Annotated in this window: 17 protein-coding genes and 1 tRNA gene; 10 read left to right on the plus strand and 8 right to left on the minus strand. The window is 71.4% G+C overall.

The annotated features are described in order from the left end of the window. Position 1 precedes the first annotated feature (1 nt). From DEJ04_RS04160 to DEJ04_RS04170, 3 genes are read left to right on the plus strand one after another with little or no spacing between them, the layout of a single operon-like run. Complete coding sequence (locus DEJ04_RS04160; RefSeq protein WP_111038793.1) at positions 2-823, plus strand: CDP-alcohol phosphatidyltransferase family protein; 822 nt, start codon at positions 2-4, stop codon at positions 821-823. Between the two features lie 44 nt (positions 824-867). Continuing rightward, complete coding sequence (locus tag DEJ04_RS04165) at positions 868-1,743, plus strand: glycosyltransferase family 2 protein (protein ID WP_111029647.1); 876 nt, start codon at positions 868-870, stop codon at positions 1,741-1,743. 42 nt (positions 1,744-1,785) lie between these two features. Continuing rightward, positions 1,786-3,018, plus strand: coding sequence for a CDP-glycerol glycerophosphotransferase family protein (locus DEJ04_RS04170; protein ID WP_111046329.1), 1,233 nt, complete (start codon positions 1,786-1,788; stop codon positions 3,016-3,018). Between the two features lie 47 nt (positions 3,019-3,065). On the opposite strand, the gene DEJ04_RS04175 is transcribed toward DEJ04_RS04170, so the two are convergent. The 4 genes from DEJ04_RS04175 to DEJ04_RS04190 form a co-directional block, all read right to left on the minus strand. After that, on the minus strand, positions 3,066-3,368 hold the full coding sequence (locus DEJ04_RS04175; protein WP_111046330.1) for a hypothetical protein: 303 nt from the start codon (positions 3,366-3,368) through the stop codon (positions 3,066-3,068). A 116-nt stretch (positions 3,369-3,484) separates the two neighbouring features. Continuing rightward, positions 3,485-4,255 carry an ABC transporter ATP-binding protein gene (locus tag DEJ04_RS04180; protein WP_071405446.1) on the minus strand — a complete coding sequence of 257 codons (771 nt, stop codon included), beginning with the start codon at positions 4,253-4,255 and terminating at the stop codon, positions 3,485-3,487. Then, positions 4,255-5,079 carry an ABC transporter permease gene (locus DEJ04_RS04185; protein ID WP_084741093.1) on the minus strand — a complete coding sequence of 275 codons (825 nt, stop codon included), beginning with the start codon at positions 5,077-5,079 and terminating at the stop codon, positions 4,255-4,257. Before DEJ04_RS04185 ends, DEJ04_RS04180 begins: the two co-directional genes overlap by 1 nt. A gap of 44 nt (positions 5,080-5,123) precedes the next feature. Next, entirely contained in the window at positions 5,124-5,819 is a 696-nt protein-coding gene (locus tag DEJ04_RS04190) for an NTP transferase domain-containing protein (RefSeq protein ID WP_017887019.1), read from the minus strand. Between the two features lie 297 nt (positions 5,820-6,116). Between DEJ04_RS04190 and DEJ04_RS04195 the strand changes: the two genes are divergently transcribed. The 3 genes from DEJ04_RS04195 (at position 6,117) to DEJ04_RS04205 (ending at position 9,302) form a co-directional block, all read left to right on the plus strand. After that, the gene (locus DEJ04_RS04195) at positions 6,117-7,406 is read left to right on the plus strand and encodes an ABC transporter ATP-binding protein (RefSeq protein WP_258371308.1); all 1,290 of its coding nucleotides are present in this window, start codon (positions 6,117-6,119) and stop codon (positions 7,404-7,406) included. After that, a complete protein-coding gene (locus DEJ04_RS04200) occupies positions 7,382-8,953 on the plus strand; it encodes an ABC transporter permease (protein ID WP_110864468.1) in 1,572 nt (523 codons plus the stop codon). Before DEJ04_RS04195 ends, DEJ04_RS04200 begins: the two co-directional genes overlap by 25 nt. Positions 8,954-9,041: 88 nt before the next feature. Further along, positions 9,042-9,302, plus strand: coding sequence for a DUF3039 domain-containing protein (locus tag DEJ04_RS04205; protein WP_099051947.1), 261 nt, complete (start codon positions 9,042-9,044; stop codon positions 9,300-9,302). Between the two features lie 103 nt (positions 9,303-9,405). On the opposite strand, the gene DEJ04_RS04210 is transcribed toward DEJ04_RS04205, so the two are convergent. Continuing rightward, a complete protein-coding gene (locus DEJ04_RS04210) occupies positions 9,406-10,902 on the minus strand; it encodes a nicotinate phosphoribosyltransferase (protein ID WP_375334722.1) in 1,497 nt (498 codons plus the stop codon). On the opposite strand from DEJ04_RS04210, the gene murI reads away from it, so the two are divergent. From murI to rdgB, 3 genes are read left to right on the plus strand one after another with little or no spacing between them, the layout of a single operon-like run. Then, positions 10,811-11,656, plus strand: a complete 846-nt coding sequence (murI, locus tag DEJ04_RS04215; RefSeq protein ID WP_111022679.1) for a glutamate racemase — start codon at positions 10,811-10,813, stop codon at positions 11,654-11,656. The two genes, DEJ04_RS04210 and murI, sit on opposite strands and share 92 nt — an antisense overlap. Then, entirely contained in the window at positions 11,653-12,390 is a 738-nt protein-coding gene (gene rph, locus DEJ04_RS04220; RefSeq protein WP_111033215.1) for a ribonuclease PH, read from the plus strand. Before murI ends, rph begins: the two co-directional genes overlap by 4 nt. Next, positions 12,387-12,980: an RdgB/HAM1 family non-canonical purine NTP pyrophosphatase gene (rdgB, locus tag DEJ04_RS04225; protein ID WP_027464602.1), complete on the plus strand. Its 594-nt coding sequence runs from the start codon at positions 12,387-12,389 to the stop codon at positions 12,978-12,980. Before rph ends, rdgB begins: the two co-directional genes overlap by 4 nt. Positions 12,981-13,075: 95 nt before the next feature. On the opposite strand, the gene DEJ04_RS04230 is transcribed toward rdgB, so the two are convergent. The 3 genes from DEJ04_RS04230 to DEJ04_RS04240 form a co-directional block, all read right to left on the minus strand. Beyond that, positions 13,076-13,783: a DedA family protein gene (locus DEJ04_RS04230; RefSeq protein WP_027464603.1), complete on the minus strand. Its 708-nt coding sequence runs from the start codon at positions 13,781-13,783 to the stop codon at positions 13,076-13,078. 144 nt (positions 13,784-13,927) lie between these two features. Further along, positions 13,928-14,008, minus strand: a tRNA-Leu gene (locus DEJ04_RS04235). Between the two features lie 192 nt (positions 14,009-14,200). Then, positions 14,201-15,508, minus strand: coding sequence for an MFS transporter (locus tag DEJ04_RS04240; protein WP_111046331.1), 1,308 nt, complete (start codon positions 15,506-15,508; stop codon positions 14,201-14,203). 56 nt (positions 15,509-15,564) lie between these two features. On the opposite strand from DEJ04_RS04240, the gene mnmA reads away from it, so the two are divergent. Continuing rightward, positions 15,565-16,671, plus strand: a complete 1,107-nt coding sequence (mnmA, locus tag DEJ04_RS04245) for a tRNA 2-thiouridine(34) synthase MnmA (protein WP_111038787.1) — start codon at positions 15,565-15,567, stop codon at positions 16,669-16,671. Positions 16,672-16,723 lie beyond the last annotated feature (52 nt).

Raw genomic sequence — 16,723 nt, forward strand, 5'->3', positions numbered from 1 at the left:
AATGACCGACCAGCCCACGACCGGCCGCGGATCCGCACGGCCGACCTCGATCGCCGAGCTCCGGGCCGTCGCCCAGCCGGACGAGGTCCGTGCCCGCGCCAATGCCGAGCACTGGACGGCCTCGCTGTACCTGCGCGACGTCTCGCCGTACCTGACCTGGGTGCTCCTGAAGACCCGCGTCAGCGCGAACCAGGTCACCGGTCTGATGATCCTGGTGGGCTGGAGCGTCGCCGCCGCCCTGCTCATCCCCGGCATCTGGGGCGCCGCGCTGGCGCTCGTGCTCGGCCAGCTGCAGATGCTCGTCGACTGCTCCGACGGCGAGGTCGCCCGGTGGCGCGGCACCAAGTCGCCCGCCGGGGTGTTCCTCGACAAGGTGGGGCACTACACGACCGAGGGCCTGATCCCGGTCGCGCTCGGCATCCGGGCAGCCACCTGGCCGATCCACGACGCCGACTGGATGTGGACCACGATCGGCTGCGCACTCGGCCTGGTCATCGTGCTGAACAAGGCCCTCAACGACATGGTGCACGTGGCCCGCGCGAACGCCGGCCTCGACAAGCTCGTCGACCGGCGGGACGCCTCCACCGCGCCGTCGGGTCGGAAGCTCGCCTCGCTCCGCCGTCTCGCGAAGTTCCTGCCGTTCCACCGCCTGTACCACTCGGTCGAGCTGAGCATGCTCGCGTTCGTCTTCGCCCTGCTCGCCCTGGTGATCGGCGACCCGCTCGCCAGCCGGATCCTGGTCGGTGCGCTCTTGCCGCTCGCGGTGCTCGCGACGGCCGGGCACTTCCTGGCGATCATCGCCTCGAAGCGGGTCAAGGCGTGACCGAGGACACGACCGTGCCCGGAACGCTGCGCCGCCACGCGGTGGTGCACCGCGGACGACCGCGCGTCGCCGTCGTGAGCCTGTCGCAGGGCACCCGGCCGGACGACCTGCGCCGCGGGCTGGACAGCGTGCTCGCGCAGCAGGACGTCGAGCTCGACGTCGTCTGCGTCGGCAACGGCTGGGCGCCGACCGGACTGCCGGACGGCGTTCGGGCGCTGGCCCTGCCCGAGAACGTCGGGATCCCGGCCGGGCGCAACGCCGGGGCCGAGGTCGTCGACGGCGACTACGTGTTCTTCCTCGACGACGATGCGTCGGTGCCGTCGCCGACGTTCCTGCGCGACGCGATCGCGGTGTTCGAGCACGATCCGTCGCTCGGCCTCGTGCAGCCACGGGTCGTCGACCCCACCGGCGCCGCGAACCCCCGCCGGTGGGTGCCGCGGATCCGGAAGGGCGAGCCGGACCACTCGTCGCCGGTCTTCTCGGTCTGGGAAGGCGCCGTCGTGCTGCCGATGGACGTGTACCGGGCCGTCGGCGGCTGGGGTGCCGAGTACTTCTACGCTCACGAGGGCATCGAACTCGCCTGGCGGGTCTGGGACGCCGGCCGTCGGACCTGGTACGCCGGGGACCTCGTCGCGCACCACCCCGCGATCGACCCGGCGCGGCACACCGAGTACTACCGGTTGAACGCCCGGAACCGGGTGTGGCTCGCTCGGCGCAACCTGCCGACGGTGCTGCGACCGCTGTACGTGGGGTCGTGGGCCGCGATCCAGATCGCGCGCTGGTGGCGTCACCCCCGCCGACTGGCCACCTGGTTCGGTGGGATCCGTGAAGGATGGACGACCGACTGCGGTCCGGTCCGCCCGATGGGCTGGCTCACAGTCGCACGGATGACCATCGCAGGGCGGCCGCCGGTCGTCTGACCCGCCCGCCCCGTACCGCCCGAGCAGACCCGGAGAACGACCATGTCGATCATCAGCGACCTGCGGACCGCACTGCGGCTCGTCGAGCGACTCCTCACATCGCGCCGGAGCCGGCGGCAGCTCGCACAGCGACTGCCGTCCGCGCCGAAGCCGATGCCCGGTTCGGTCGAGATCGCCGTGTACTTCGCCGACGGTCCGGTCAACATGTACCAGGTGCGCCAGTGGTACGCGCCGCTGGCCGAACTCGCGAAGACGCACCCGGTGGCGATCGTCTCGCGGAGCCCGGGCACCATGCTGACCCTGCTCGACGAGTCGCCCGTGCCCGCGGTCTACGCCCGGCAGGTGGTCGACCTCGAGCACTTCGTCGACACCCAGGCGCCGAAGGTGGTGCTGTACGTCAACCAGAACGCCCGCAACTTCCAGATGATGCGGTACGGGCGGATGTGGCACGTCTTCGTCAACCACGGCGAGAGCGACAAGATGTACATGACCACGAACCAGTTCAAGGCGTACGACTACGCCCTGATCGCGGGGGATGCAGCACGCGATCGGCTGGCCGAGGCGCTGTGGGACTACGACCTGGACGCCCGGACCATCGCGATCGGACGCCCGCAGGCCGACCACTTCGCCGGAGCGGCCCCGTACCCGGACGACGACCGGACCGTCGTGCTCTACGCCCCGACGTGGGAGGGCGACCGCGGTGCCGCAGCGTACGGGTCGATCGCGTCGCACGGCACGGTCATCGCCGAGCAGGTGCTGGCGTCGCCCCGCCACCGTCTGGTCTACCGCCCGCACCCGCGCAGCGGTGTGCTCGACCCGGCGTACCGCGCGGCGCACGAGCGGATCGTGGCGGCGATCAGCGCGGCCAACGCCGCCGACCCCGCCGCGCACCACCTGTACGACGACGGCGGTGACCTCGGCTGGCAGCTGGCGGACGCTGACGTCGCGATCACGGACATCAGCGCGATGATCTACGACCGGCTGGCGGTCGGCAAGCCGCTCATCGTCACGCGGCCGGTCTCGCCCGAGGCCGACGTCGACGAGCGGGGCTACCTGAGCGACGCGAACTGGCTGACCGCGGCCGACGCCCCGTCGGTGCTCGCCCGTGTCGACGCGGCCGCGAGCGACGCCGAGGAGCTCGCGCGCCTGCAGCACTGGGTCGCGCGGTACTTCGGCGACACGACCCCGGGTGCCGCCACGGAGCGGTTCCACGAGGCCGTGGAGTGGCTGCTCGAGCGGTGGCGGACCGTCGCGGCCGAACGCGACGGGCGCTGACGGCCGGTCGTCACCCCGGGTGCTCCGTGGAGCAGGTCGGCGCAGGGTCACGGCTGGAGCCCCGGCCCGACGAGTGACATCCGCCAGAGGTACTCGGACCGGTCGGGCCGACGCCACCGCACGATGACGACCCCCGTGTCCTCGGGGTCGGCGCCGAACACCGCCAGCGACAACGACCTGCCCGGATCGAGGCGGCGCACCGCGAGCGGCGGGCAGTAGCCGTTGCCCAGATGGGTGAGGGAGAGCCCGTCGACCGGCTCGTGGCCGGTGTTGACGAGGTCGTACCGACGCGGTGCGTGCGATCGGTCGACGGCGAACGGGACGGCGTACGCGGTTGGTGCGTGGTGCATGGGTGGAACGTTAGGGGGAGGGTCCGACGGCGGGACCCCGGGGGCGCTCACGAGGACCGGGGCTGTGGAGGGAGCCAGCGATACCGGTGTTGGTGCAGGGGGAGTACCCCGGCCGGTCAGGAGCCGTAGTCGGCTGCGTACCGGGCCAGCGCGGCCTCGATGGTGCCGTCGAGCTGCAGACGCCCCTTGTCGAGGTAGAGCCCCCGGTCGCAGAAACGACGGAGGTCCTTGTCGCTGTGGGAGACGAAGAACAGCGTCCGGCCGCCGGCCAGGAGCTGCTCGATCCGCTTGTAGCACTTCTCGCGGAAGGCCTTGTCGCCCACCGCCAGCACCTCGTCGACCAGGATGACCGGTTCGTCGAGCCGCGAGATCACCGCGAACGCGATACGGACCTTCATGCCGCTCGACAGGTGCTTGTAGGGGGTGTCCACGAAGTCGGCGATCTCGGCGAAGTCGATGATCTCGTCGAAGGCGTCGCGGATCTCGGCCCGCGACATGCCGTGCAGACCCGCCGTCAGGTACACGTTGTCGCGCACCGTGAGGTCCCCGACGAAGCCACCGGTGATCTCGATGAGCGGGGCGACGCCGGCACCCACGTCGACGCGGCCCTCGTCGGGCAGCATGACCTGGGCCACGAGCTTCAGCAGGGTCGACTTGCCCTGCCCGTTCCGCCCCACGACGCCGATCGCCTCGCCCGGGCGGACGTCGAACGACACGTTGCGGAGCGCCCAGAACTCATCGGCACGCTTGCGGCGCCCGCGTCCGGCGAACAGGTCCTTGAAGTTCCGGCTCGCGCGACGGTTGCGCTTGAAGCAGATGCCGGCGTCGCGCACCGAGATGACCGGTGCGACGGTCTCGGTGCGACGGGTCTGGTCGGTCGCGGTCATCACAGCTCCTTCAGCACGCGGTGCTCGCTGCGGCGGAACACCGCGAACCCGATCACCAGGACGATGCCGGTCACGACCACCGAGGCGCCGACCTCGAGCCAGTCGAGCTGGCCGGGGAAGAACGCCGCGCGGTACATGCCGAAGATGCCGGTGAGCGGGTTGATCGCGGCGATGTCGCGCAGGGCGGAGGGCAGCGCGTGCGTGCCGTAGATGATCGGGGACGCGTAGAACAGGAACCGCAGCACGAGCTTGGTGGCGCGCTCGAGGTCACGGAAGAAGACCACCAGCGGGGCGACGATGAGGCCCAGGCCGTAGACCAGCGCGCACTGCAGCACGATCGCCAGCGGGAAGAACACGACCTGCCAGTGCAGGTGGGCACCCGTCGCGATCGCGAAGGCCGCCAGGACCGGCAGGCTCAGCAGGAACTCGATGCCCTTCGACGCGATGATCCGTGCCACCCAGATGGTGCGGGGGATGGTGGTCGAGCGGATGAGCTTCGATTCCTTGATGAACGCCCGGGTGGAGTCCGAGACGCCGCCGGTGAACCACATCCACGGCAGCAGCGCGGACAGCAGGAACACGATGTACGGATCCTCACCGACCGAGCCGCGGTGGAAGACCTGCGTGAAGACGAACCAGTAGATCCCCGACATCACGAGCGGGTCGAGGATCGACCACACGTAGCCGAGCGCCGACGTCGAGTAGCGGACCCGGAGGTCGCGGACGGTCAGCAACCACAGGGCCTGACGATAGCGCCGACCGGCGCTCCGGGCCTTCGCGGGTGCGGGAGCCACGGGCGCGGTCGGCGCACTCGCTGTGGTCACGGTTTCCCTCCGGGCGGAACCGCCGAGGGGGTCCTGACGGTGGTTCAGGCGAACAGGTTGTTCGCGCGCTCGAGGTCCTCGGCGAAGTCGATCTCGACCGCGTACAGGTCGGAGATGTCGATCGGCGTCCAGCGTAGCCCGTCCTCGGCGATGGCAGCCTCGATGCCGCCCTCGAAGTACTCCTGGTCGTCGACGCGCCCGAGCTGGCGGATGAGGGCCTGCTTGTCGGCGGCGGAGACGTAGTTGATGCCGACGGCTTCGCCGAGACCCCCGACGACCTGCTTGGAGAGCTTGTGGATGAAGCCCTCGGCGTCGACGGTGTACTTGACCTCTTCGTCGGAGACCTTGTCGGTGTTGACGCTGACGAAGGAACGGCCCTCGTCGATCATGTCGGCCGCACGGACGAGCGCCATCGGGTCGAAGACCACGTCGCCGTTCATCCAGAGGACACCGCTCTTGCCGGTGGCCTTGAGGGCACGCAGCAGGCTCTTCGAGGTGTTGGTGGAGTCGTAGGACTCGTTGTAGACGAAGTTCGCTTCGGGGAACGCTTCGACGATGTGCTCCGACTTGTAGCCGACGACGATCGTCACGCGGGCGCTCGAACCGAACGCGGCGCGGATGTTGTCGAACTGCTGCTGCATGATGGTGCGGCCGTCACTGAGCTCCGTGAGCGGCTTCGGCAGGCTGCGGCCGAGACGGCTGCCCATCCCCGCTGCGAGGATCACGATCTGCGTGGTCATGCTGGTCCCTTCTGGTGTCCGCCCGCGCACCCTGGGGTACGGGCGGGCCTCGTCGAGTCTGCGCTTCCAACGTCCGAGTTGCCCGAGAACCGGTCGCGTCGACGTGGTCGTCGCAGCGAGGAGGCTGCCGGGATCGCCTGCTGGAGCAGGTTTCCAAGTGGTGAACACTCCTTCGTGCCCTGGTGAATGATACGGAAACACCCCCTCGCGGGGTACGGGTCTGCGTGCTTCGTACTCAATTCGTGACCCTGGCCGAGACGGTTCCCGACGATCGGAGAGCGTTGGTACGGTGGGTCGATGCCAGCGCGAGCAGAGAACGAGGACGTGTACGCCACGGCCGACGCTGCCTGGATGACCGAGGCGGGGGACGCCGACGACGCGGACACCGCCGCGGCTGCTGAGGACGACGCAGCCGACGACGACACGGGGGACACTGATGCGGACGACGCCGCCACTGATGACGCGATGACCGATGGGACGGCCGTCCGCACCGACGCGACGACGGCGACCCACCCGGACGACGCGACGACCGGCACCGACGCGACGACGGGCACCGACGCGACGACCGAGACCCGCACCGACGACGCGACGACGGACAACCGCACCGACGACACGACGGCCGCAGCGCCCCGCCCCGCGAAGGCGCGCAACGGCAAGGGACGCACCAAGCGCCCGACGAAGGCCGCCCCGCGGACCGACGCCGCGCCTCCCGTCCCGACCGACGCGGACGACGCGACGGACGTCGCGGACCGGGCGAGCACCGCCGCGCCCGCGGCGAAGAAGCGTGCGCCCCGCACCGCCGCCCCGAAGCAGCCGCAGACGCTCCAGCCCGTCGTGCTCGCAGCGAGCGGCCTGGTCAAGCGGTACGGGCAGACCCTGGCCGTCGACGAGGTCGACCTCGAGATCCGGCAGGGCTCCATCTTCGGCGTGGTCGGCCCGAACGGCGCCGGCAAGACGACGACCCTCTCCATGATCACCGGACTCCTGCGCCCCGACGCCGGCTCGGTGACGGTGCTCGACCACGACGTCTGGGCCGACCCGACGGCGGCGAAGCGCAGTCTCGGTGTGCTGCCGGACCGGCTCCGCCTGTTCGACCGGCTGACCGGTGCGCAGCTCCTCTACTACTCGGCCACGCTCCGTGGGCTCGACGGTGCCACCGCCCGGAAGCGCAGTGCCGACCTCGCCGAGGCCTTCGGGCTGGGCGAGGCGCTCGGCCGCCAGGTCGCCGACTACTCCGTCGGCATGGCGAAGAAGATCGCCCTGGCCGCGACCCTGATCCACTCGCCGCGGGTGCTCGTGCTCGACGAACCGTTCGAGTCGGTCGACCCGGTGAGTGCGGCGACGATCACGGACATCCTGCGCCGGTACACCCGGGGTGGCGGCACGGTCGTGCTGTCCAGCCACTCGATGGAGCTCGTGCAGCGCACCTGTGACTCGGTCGCCATCATCGTCGGCGGCAAGGTCCTGGCGTCCGGCACCATGGCCCAGGTCCGCGGGCGCAAGAGCCTCGAGGACAAGTTCGTCGAACTCGCCGGCGGTCGTGTCGTCGCGGAGAGCATGGAATGGTTGCACAGCTTCTCAGGCTGAGGGCGGACCTGCTCGCGGGCGAGGTCCGCGGCACCGCCCGCCGGTCCGTCGCCGTCGTGCTCGGGAGCCTCGCCGGGCTCCTCGCCGCCGTGTTCGTCGCGTCGCAGACCATCGCCCTCGGTGACGCCGACCCGGACGTCGCACGTGCCGTCATCGTGCCCGTCGGCACCCTGATCACCTTCGGGTTCACGGTCGTGCCGCTCGTCGTCGGCCGGAGTGACCAGCTCCACCCGCGGCGCTTCGCGGTGTTCGGCATCGAGCGCCGTCGCCTGGCGATCGGACTCGTCGTCGCCGGCCTCGTCGGCATCCCGGTGATCGGTGTGGTCGTCGTCGCGGTCGGCCAGGTCGTCGCCTGGGCTCGCGACCCCGGTCTCGGGCTGCTCGCGGTGCTCGGCGGGCTGCTCGGCGTCGCCACGTGCGCGCTCCTCATCCGGGTCTGCTGCACCGTCGGCTCCCGGCTGATCGGGCCGGACCGCTCCCGCGACGCCGGGTGGCTGGTGGCCCTGGTCATCATCGCGCTCTCGATCCCGACGGTGGCGCTGCTGCTGCGCGTCGACTGGCTCGACCCGCAGGGCGCCGAGATGCAGCGCGTGGCGGACGTCGCCGGGTGGACCCCGTGGGGTGCCGCGTGGGCCGTGCCCGCCGAGGTCGCGAGCGGCCACGTCGGCGCCGGTGTCCTGAAGCTCCTCGTCGCGGTCGCCGTCGTCGCGCTCCTCGCCTGGGCGTGGTGGGCACTCGTCGGCCGTGCGCTCGAGACCGTTGACGACCGCGCCCGCACCCGCCGCTACCAGGGCCTGGGCTGGTTCGACCGGTTCGGTTCGGCCCCGGTGTCGGCCGTCGCCGCCCGGGCGCTCACCTACTGGGTGCGTGATCCGCGGTACCGCACGTCGTACCTGATCATCCTGCTCGTGCCGATCGTGGTCATCCCGCTCGGTGTCGCCGGGGTGCCGTGGCAGTGGACCGCGCTCGTGCCGCTGCCGCTGATGGCCCTGATCGCCGGGTTCCTGCCGCACAACGACGTCTCGTACGACAACACCGCCGTGTGGCTGCACGTCGCCTCGGGTGCGCCCGGGTGGAGCGACCGGCTCGGTCGTGTCGTGCCCGTGCTGGTCGTGGGGGCGCCCGCGATCGTCGCCGGGGCCGCGCTGTCCGCCCGGCTGTTCGGAGACTGGGCCGCGTTCCCGCTGCTCATCGGCGTGAGTGCGAGCGCGCTGTTGTCCGGGCTCGGGTTGTCGAGCGTCCTGTCCGTGCTCATGCCCTACCCGACGGTGCGCCCGGGCGACCACCCCTTCCAGCAGCCCCAGGCCGCCGGCGTCACCGCCACGGTCGCGCAGGCGTCCATGGTGATCGGCATCGTGCTCTGCACGGTCCCCGCAGCCTGCCTCGCGGTGCTGGCCGTCGTGCAGGGTCCGGAGCCCTGGTCGGTGCTGACGCTCCTGGTGGGCATCGGGGTCGGTGCCGTCGTGCTCGTGATCGGTGTCTCCGCCGGCGGACGCCTGTTCGACCGCCGCGGCCCCGACCTGCTCGCCGCGGCACAGCGCAACTAGCAACTCCGAGCACCGAGCGACTCCGCGCGACGATCGCCCAGCGCGGACGAGCGGCGCGCCCGAGGGCGGACCGTCGTACCCTGGACCCATGAGCATGACGGAACCAGGCGGCGGCCTCGACGTGATGGACCGGGAGCTCGAGAAGCTCCTCGAAGACGAAGCGATCGAACCCGGTGACCACGAGCGGTTCTCGCACTACGTCAAGAAGGACAAGATCCTGCAATCGGCCCTGTCCGGCAAGCCGGTCAAGGCGCTGTGCGGCAAGAAGTGGATCCCGGGTCGCGACCCGGAGAAGTTCCCGGTCTGCCCGGACTGCAAGGCCATCTACGAGAAGATGAAGGCCGAGTAGCCGCGACCAGCAGGCGGACGGGAGGCCCGTGGCGACGCCGCCACGGGCCTCCCGTCCGTCATTCGGACGCGACGTGACGCGCGACGCGACGCGTGCGTGCGCCCTAGATCACCAGGGTGGGGATGGCGGGGTCGCCGCGACCGATGCGCGACGCATCGGCGGGCAGCTCCGCCTTCGCGCGCTTGTGGTGCGCTCGTGCGGCCTCGACGCCCTGCGTGCCGAGGAACGCCGGGTCGACCTCGCCGCCGGTGACCACGGGGACCAGCAGCGGCCGCTCGTCCGGACCGACCTGCGCACCCGTGAGCACGATCTCGGCGGTGGCGACGCCGTTGCGGAGTCGTCGGCCCGCCTCCTTCCGGCCGCCGATCGACGCCTTGTCGGCCGACTTCTTGGCGACGGGGACCCAGTCGCCGCCGTCCGCGTCCCGGTGCGCGACGAGCTTGAACACCATGCCGGCGGCCGGGTGCCCGGAGCCGGAGACGACCGAGGTGCCGACGCCGTACGAGTCGACCGGGGCGGCTCGGAGCGCGGCGATCGTGTACTCGTCGAGGTCGTTCGTCACCGTGATCTTCGTTCCCGTCGCGCCGAGGCGGTCGAGCTGCGCACGCACGGCGGCGACGACGGACGGCAGGTCGCCGCTGTCGATCCGGACGCCGCCGAGCTTGCCGTCGGTGAGCCGGACTGCCGTCTCGACCGCGGCCTCGATGTCGTAGGTGTCGACGAGCAGGGTCGTGCCGTTGCCGAGCGCGTCGAGCTGCGACCGGAACGCCTGCTCCTCGGAGTCGTGCAGCAGCGTGAAGGCGTGCGCGGCGGTGCCCATCGTGGGGATGCCCCAGGTGCGCCCGGCCTCGAGGTTGCTCGTCGCACCGAAGCCGGCGATGTACGCGGCACGGGCGGCGGCGACGGCGTTCCACTCGCCGGTGCGGCGGGAGCCCATCTCGGCGAGCGGGCGGCCGTCGGCGGCGGACACCATCCGGGCCGCGGCCGAAGCGATCGCTGAGTCCGCGTTGAAGATGCTCAGCGCGAGGGTCTCGAGCACGACGGCCTCGGCGAAGGTGCCCTCGATCTGCAGGATGGGGGAGTTCGGGAAGTAGACCTCGCCCTCCCGGTAGGCGCGGACGTCGCCGCTGAACCGGTAGTCGGCGAGCCACGAGGCGGTGCCGGCGTCGATGACGCCGCGGTCGCGCAGGAACCCGATCTCCTCGTCGCCGAAGCGGAAGTCCCCGAGGGCGGTGAGGAAGCGTCCGAGCCCGGCCGCGACGCCGTAGCGACGGCCGTCCGGCAGCCGCCGGGCGAACACCTCGAAGACGCATCGGCGGTCGGCGGTGCCGTCCTTCAGGGCGGCGTCCACCATGGTGAGCTCGTACTGGTCGGTGAGGAGCGCGCTGGTCACGTCTCCGACACTAGTGACGTGACGGTGGGGAGGCCCGGAGCACCCCGTGCGCCCGGCCTGCGTGGCGCGCGTGGTCGCGCCGGTGCTCGTCGGCCTGCGTCGGTACGCTGGTGCCGTGACGGATGCACCGATCGGAGTCTTCGACAGCGGGGTCGGCGGCCTCACCGTGGCCCGCGCCATCATCGACCAGCTCCCGCGCGAGAGCATCCGGTACGTCGGCGACACCGTGCACTCGCCCTACGGCCCGAAGCCCATCGCCGACGTCCGCCGCTACGCGCTCGAGGTCATGGACGACCTGGTCGAGCAGGGCGTCAAGGCGCTGGTGATCGCGTGCAACACCGCTTCGTCCGCCGTGCTCCGCGACGCCCGCGAACGGTACGAGCAGGCCTACGGCATCCCCGTGGTCGAGGTCATCCAGCCCGCGGCCCGCGCCGCCGTCAAGCAGACCCGAACGGGCCGCGTCGGGGTCATCGGCACCGTCGGCACCATCGCGTCGCGCGCCTACGAGGACGCCTTCGCGGTCGCCGCCGACGTCACGCTGACCACCGCCGCGTGCCCCCGGTTCGTCGAGTTCGTCGAGGCGGGGGACACCTCGTCGCCGTCGCTGCGCGAGATCGCGGCCGGCTACCTCGACCCGATCCGTGCCGCCGACGTCGACACCCTCGTGCTCGGCTGCACCCACTACCCGCTCATGTCCGCCGCGATCCAGTTCGTCATGGGTCCGGAGGTCACGCTCGTCTCCAGCGCCGAGGAGACCGCGAACGACGTCTACCGCCGGCTCGTGGAGCACGGGCTCGAGCGCACCGCGACCACCGCCCCGACCTACTCGTTCGAGGCGACGGGCGACGACAAGAACGGCTTCATCCGGCTCGCCCGGCGCTTCCTCGGTCCCGAGGTCTCGAGCGTCGGCCACCTCCAGACGGGGGCCATCACGCTGCCCCGCACCGAAAGGACCCCATGACCGACAACCTCCGCGTCGACGGCCGCACCGCCTCCGACCACCGTCCCGTCACCATCGAGCGGGGGTGGAGCACGCAGGCCGAGGGCAGCGCGCTCATCTCCTTCGGCAACACCAAGGTGCTCTGCACCGCGTCGTTCACGAACGGCGTGCCCCGCTGGCTCGCCGGCAAGGGCACCGGGTGGGTCACCGCCGAGTACTCGATGCTGCCGCGGTCGACCAACGAGCGCATGCAGCGCGAGTCCATCAAGGGCAAGGTCGGCGGCCGCACCCACGAGATCTCCCGCCTCATCGGTCGTTCGCTCCGCGCCGTCGTCGACACGAAGGCCCTGGGCGAGAACACCCTCGTCATCGACTGCGACGTGCTGCAGGCCGACGGCGGCACCCGCACGGCGTCGATCACGGGCGCGTACGTGGCGATGGCCGACGCGATCGAGTGGGGCCGCGCCAAGGGCTTCATCGCGAAGAAGGCCACCCCGCTCACCGACAGCGTGCAGGCGATCTCGGTCGGCATCGTCAAGGGGGAGCCGATGCTCGACCTCGCCTACACCGAGGACTCCGCCGCCGACACCGACATGAACATCGTCACGACGGGGTCGGGAAAGTTCATCGAGGTGCAGGGCACCGCCGAGCACGCGCCGTTCGACCGTGACGAGCTGAACGTCCTGCTCGACCTCGGCCTGGCCGGCAACCAGTCGCTCGCAGCGATCCAGCGTTCGGTCCTGGGTCTGGCGTGACGTCCCGCGAGGTGGTGCTGGCCACCCACAACCAGGGCAAGGTCGTCGAGCTGCGCGAGATCCTCGGGTCGGCGCTGGGCGAGGGTGTCGAACTCGTCGGCTACGACGGCCCCGAGCCGGTCGAGGACGGCGACAGCTACGCCGCGAACGCCCTGATCAAGGCGCGTGCCGCCGTCGCGCACACGGGGCTGCCGGCGCTCGCCGACGACTCCGGGATCGCCGTCGACGCCCTCGGGGGCGCACCGGGCATCCACTCGGCCCGCTACGCCGGTACCCGCTCGGACGCCGACAACATCGCGCTGCTGCTCACGAACCTGCAGGGCGTCGTCGAGCGGACCGCGGCGTTCGTGTGCGCTGCAGCCTTCGTGACGCCCGACGGTCAAGAGCACGTCGTCGAGGCCGTCTGGAACGGCGAGGTGCTGACCGAGCCCGTCGGTGACGGCGGCCACGGCTACGACCCGGTGTTCCGGCCGGACGACGCCGACCGCTCGTCGGCGGAGCTCACCCGCGACGAGAAGAACGCCCTGTCGCACCGCAGCAAGGCGTTCCGGGGCATCGCGCCGATCGTGCGGGAGCACTTCGGCGTCTGAGCGCCGGCGCTCTCGTCGTTCCGCACAACCGAAGTCGCCCCGAACCACGTGATCACGTGGTTCGGGGCGACTTCGGTTGTGCGCCGGTGCTGCGGCTAGAGCGTCGGGTCGACCGTCGGGGCCGTGGTGGCCTCGGCCTCGTTCGTGTGCTTCGCCTTGCGTGCGTTGCGCAGGTACGTCAGCGCCATCGGCACGACGGTCACGACGACCGCGGCGAGCAGGATGATGTCGATGTACTCGCGGACGATGTGCGCCACGAACGGGATGTGCCCGATGAAGTACCCGAGGAACGTCACGCCGACGCCCCAGACCACGGCACCGATCGCGTTGTAGAGCGAGTACTTCTTGTAGTCCATCCGGCCGACGCCCGCGGCGATCGGGGCGAAGGTGCGGACGACCGGCACGAAGCGCGCCAGGATCACGGCGAGCGGGCCGAAGCGGTGGAAGAACGCGTTGGTGCGCTCGACGTTCGCCTTCGAGAAGAGCCCGCTGTCCTTCCGCTCGAAGATCGGTGGCCCGGCCTTCTTGCCGATGTAGTACCCGAGCTCACCGCCGAGGAACGCGGCGGCGCCGATCATCAGCGCCGCGACCCAGATCGGGATGCCGCCGATCTCGCCACCGCGGTCGAAGGCGAACAGGCCGGTGATGACCAGCAGGCTGTCGCCCGGGAAGATGAAGCCGATGAGCAGACCGGTCTCGGCGAACACGATCGCGCAGACCACGAGCACGGCGATGGCCCCGAAGTGGTCGAGGATGTACTGCGGATCGAGCCACGGGATCAGGGCGAGTGCGACGGAGTGCATGGTTCTTCCGGTCGTGGAGCGGGAGTCACGGGGAGGACTCCCGCGGGATGAGGGTACCGCCCGGAAGTGACCGGGCCATCCCTCGCAGGGTTGACCTGCACGAGGCGTGCGGATGACCGCAACGGTGCGCCAGGAGGGACTCGGTGCGGAAGGAGGGACTCGAACCCTCACGCCTGGGGCACAGGAACCTAAATCCTGCGTGTCTACCGATTCCACCACTCCCGCGAGCAGCGGCAGTCTACCGAGCGCGGGGTGCGGGGCGGACGTGCGCCGGGCCTCCAGGCCGTGGGACGCACCGTGCGCGGTCCGCGACCCGGTGCGAGCTCGGCGGCTGGGTGCGGCGCTGTGGGCGTGCACGGTGCGGTCAACCGCGCACGGAGCGGAGGAGCGCGCACGGTGCGGCAGCGCGGCAGCGCGTCAGCGCAGCGGGCGCGGCAGGTACCGGGGCACGTACCGGAGCAGGATGCCCGCGCCGACCAGGCCGAGCACGCCCATCACCCCGCTCGCGACGGCGATGGACGCGACGGCGGTCACGCCGGAGATGAGGAGCGGCGCGGCCGCCGACCCGAAGTCGCCGGTGAACCGCCACGCCCCCAGGAACGGTGCCGGGGCGTCGCGCGGTGCGAGGTCCGCGCCCAGCGTCATGAGGATGCCGGAACCGACCCCGTTCGCCAGGGACATCCCCATCGCGATCGCGACGAACCAGCCGACCCGGGCGTCCAGGTGGCCGCTCCAGGCGAGCAGGAAGTAGCTGATGCTCAGGCCGAGCATGCAGGGCAGGGCGCTCGCGAGCCGTCCCCACCGGTCCATGATCTGCCCGCTCGTGTAGAACAGCGCGAAGTCGACGGCTCCGGCGATGCCGATCACGAGGGCCGCGGTCGAGTCGTCGAGGCCGACGCTCACCGCCCAGAGCGGCAGGATCACCTGCCGTCCGGCGCGCATCGCACCGATCAGGCCGGCGCCGCTGCCGAGCCGCAGCAGGACCGCCGCGTTCGCGCGGATGGTGCGGAAGAGGCCCTGCGCCTCCTGCTGGACGAACTGCGCGCCCGTGTCGGCGGGCGGTTCGGTCGCGTGGTCCCTCGCGTCCGTCGTGTGGTCGGCCGACAGCCGGGAGGCCCGTGGCGGCAACCGCAGACCGCGTGTGCCCGTCGCGGGGTCGCGCAGCACCAGGAGCACGGTCGCCGCCGCCAGGCAGCAGACGACGTGGATCCAGAAGGCGCTGCTGGTGGTGCCGGTCAGGTGGATGACGCCGGCGGCGATGAACGGGCCGACGAAGTAGCCGAAGCGGAAGACGCCGCCGAGGCTCGACAGTGCCCGGGCCCGGATCCGCAGGGGGATCGCGGTGGTCATGTAGGCGTGCCGGGCGAGGGCGAACACCGCGGTGGAGACACCGACCAGGAACACCCCGAGCGCCAGGACCCAGGCGTTCGCGGCCGTCGTGGCGACCACGAGCCCGACCACCGACACGAGCGCGGCGCCGATCATGGCGTTCCGCTCGCCGATGCGGGCGACGACGATGCCGGACGGCACGTCGCCGATGAGCTCCCCGACCAGGATGAGCGAGGCGACGAAGCCCGCGAACGCCAGGCTGGCATCGAGCGAGTCGGCCGCGATCGGGATGATCGGGATGATCGCGCCCTCACCGATCGCGAAGAGCGCAGCGGGCAGGAACCCGGACAGCAGGACGGACCGGAAGTCGAATGAGTCGTTCCCCGTCGTGGCCATCGCCCGACCAACGGTACGCCAGCGGTACCGCTTCGTCGGCGGGTTACCCTGGACGCATGCGTGTTCTTGCGGCGATGAGCGGTGGTGTCGACTCGGCGGTGGCCGCAGCCCGGGCGGTCGACGCCGGCCACGACGTGGTGGGTGTGCACCTGGCCCTGAGCCGGATGCCCGGCACCCTGCGCACCGGCAGCCGCGGGTGCTGCACCATCGAGGACTCGATGGACGCCCAGCGCGCCGCGTCGGCCCTCGGGATCCCGTACTACGTGTGGGACTTCTCGGCCCGGTTCAAGGAGGACGTCGTCGACGACTTCGTGGCCGAGTACCAGGCTGGCCGCACCCCGAACCCCTGCATGCGCTGCAACGAGCGGATCAAGTTCGCGGCGCTGCTCGAGAAGGCACTCGCCCTGGGGTTCGACGCCGTCGCGACCGGGCACTACGCCTCGATCGTCACCGGTCCGGACGGCTCCCGCGAGCTGCACCGGTCGGCCGCGTGGGCGAAGGACCAGTCGTACGTGCTCGGAGTCCTGACCGCCGAGCAGCTGCAGCACGCGATGTTCCCGCTCGGAGCCACCCCGTCGAAGGACGAGGTCCGGGCCGAGGCCGCCGAGCGCGGGCTGACGGTCGCCCAGAAGCCGGACTCGTACGACATCTGCTTCATCCCGGACGGCGACACCCGCGGCTGGCTGGCGGACCGCGTCGGCACCGCCCCCGGCGAGGTCGTCGAGCGTGACGGCACGGTCGTCGGCTCGCACGAGGGCGCCACCGGCTACACCGTCGGACAGCGCCGCGGCCTGGCCCTCGGTCGCCCGGCACCGGACGGCAAGCCCCGGTTCGTGCTCGAGATCCGCCCGAAGGACAACACCGTCGTCGTCGGCCCGAAGGAGGCCCTCGCCGTCACCTCGATGTCCGGATCGCGGTTCACCTGGGCGGGCACGGCCCCGGCCGACCCGGCGACGCCGTTCGCCTGCGACGTGCAGATCCGCGCGCACGCCGACCCGGTGCCCGCGACGGCCCGCGTGCAGGACGGCGTGCTCGTGATCGACGTCGACGAGCCGCTGCACGGGGTCGCTCCCGGCCAGACGGCCGTGGTCTACGTCGGCACGCGGGTGCTCGGCCAGTGCACGATCGACACGACGGTCAGCGCCGTCCCCGTCGACGCCTGACCCCGCCGCTCCCGGGGCACACGCTCGCTGCACGCCGCGTCGGTGGTGCACG

It is taken from the genome of Curtobacterium sp. MCLR17_044 (assembly GCF_003234435.1).
GTDB classification, from domain to species: Bacteria; Actinomycetota; Actinomycetes; order Actinomycetales; family Microbacteriaceae; genus Curtobacterium; species Curtobacterium flaccumfaciens.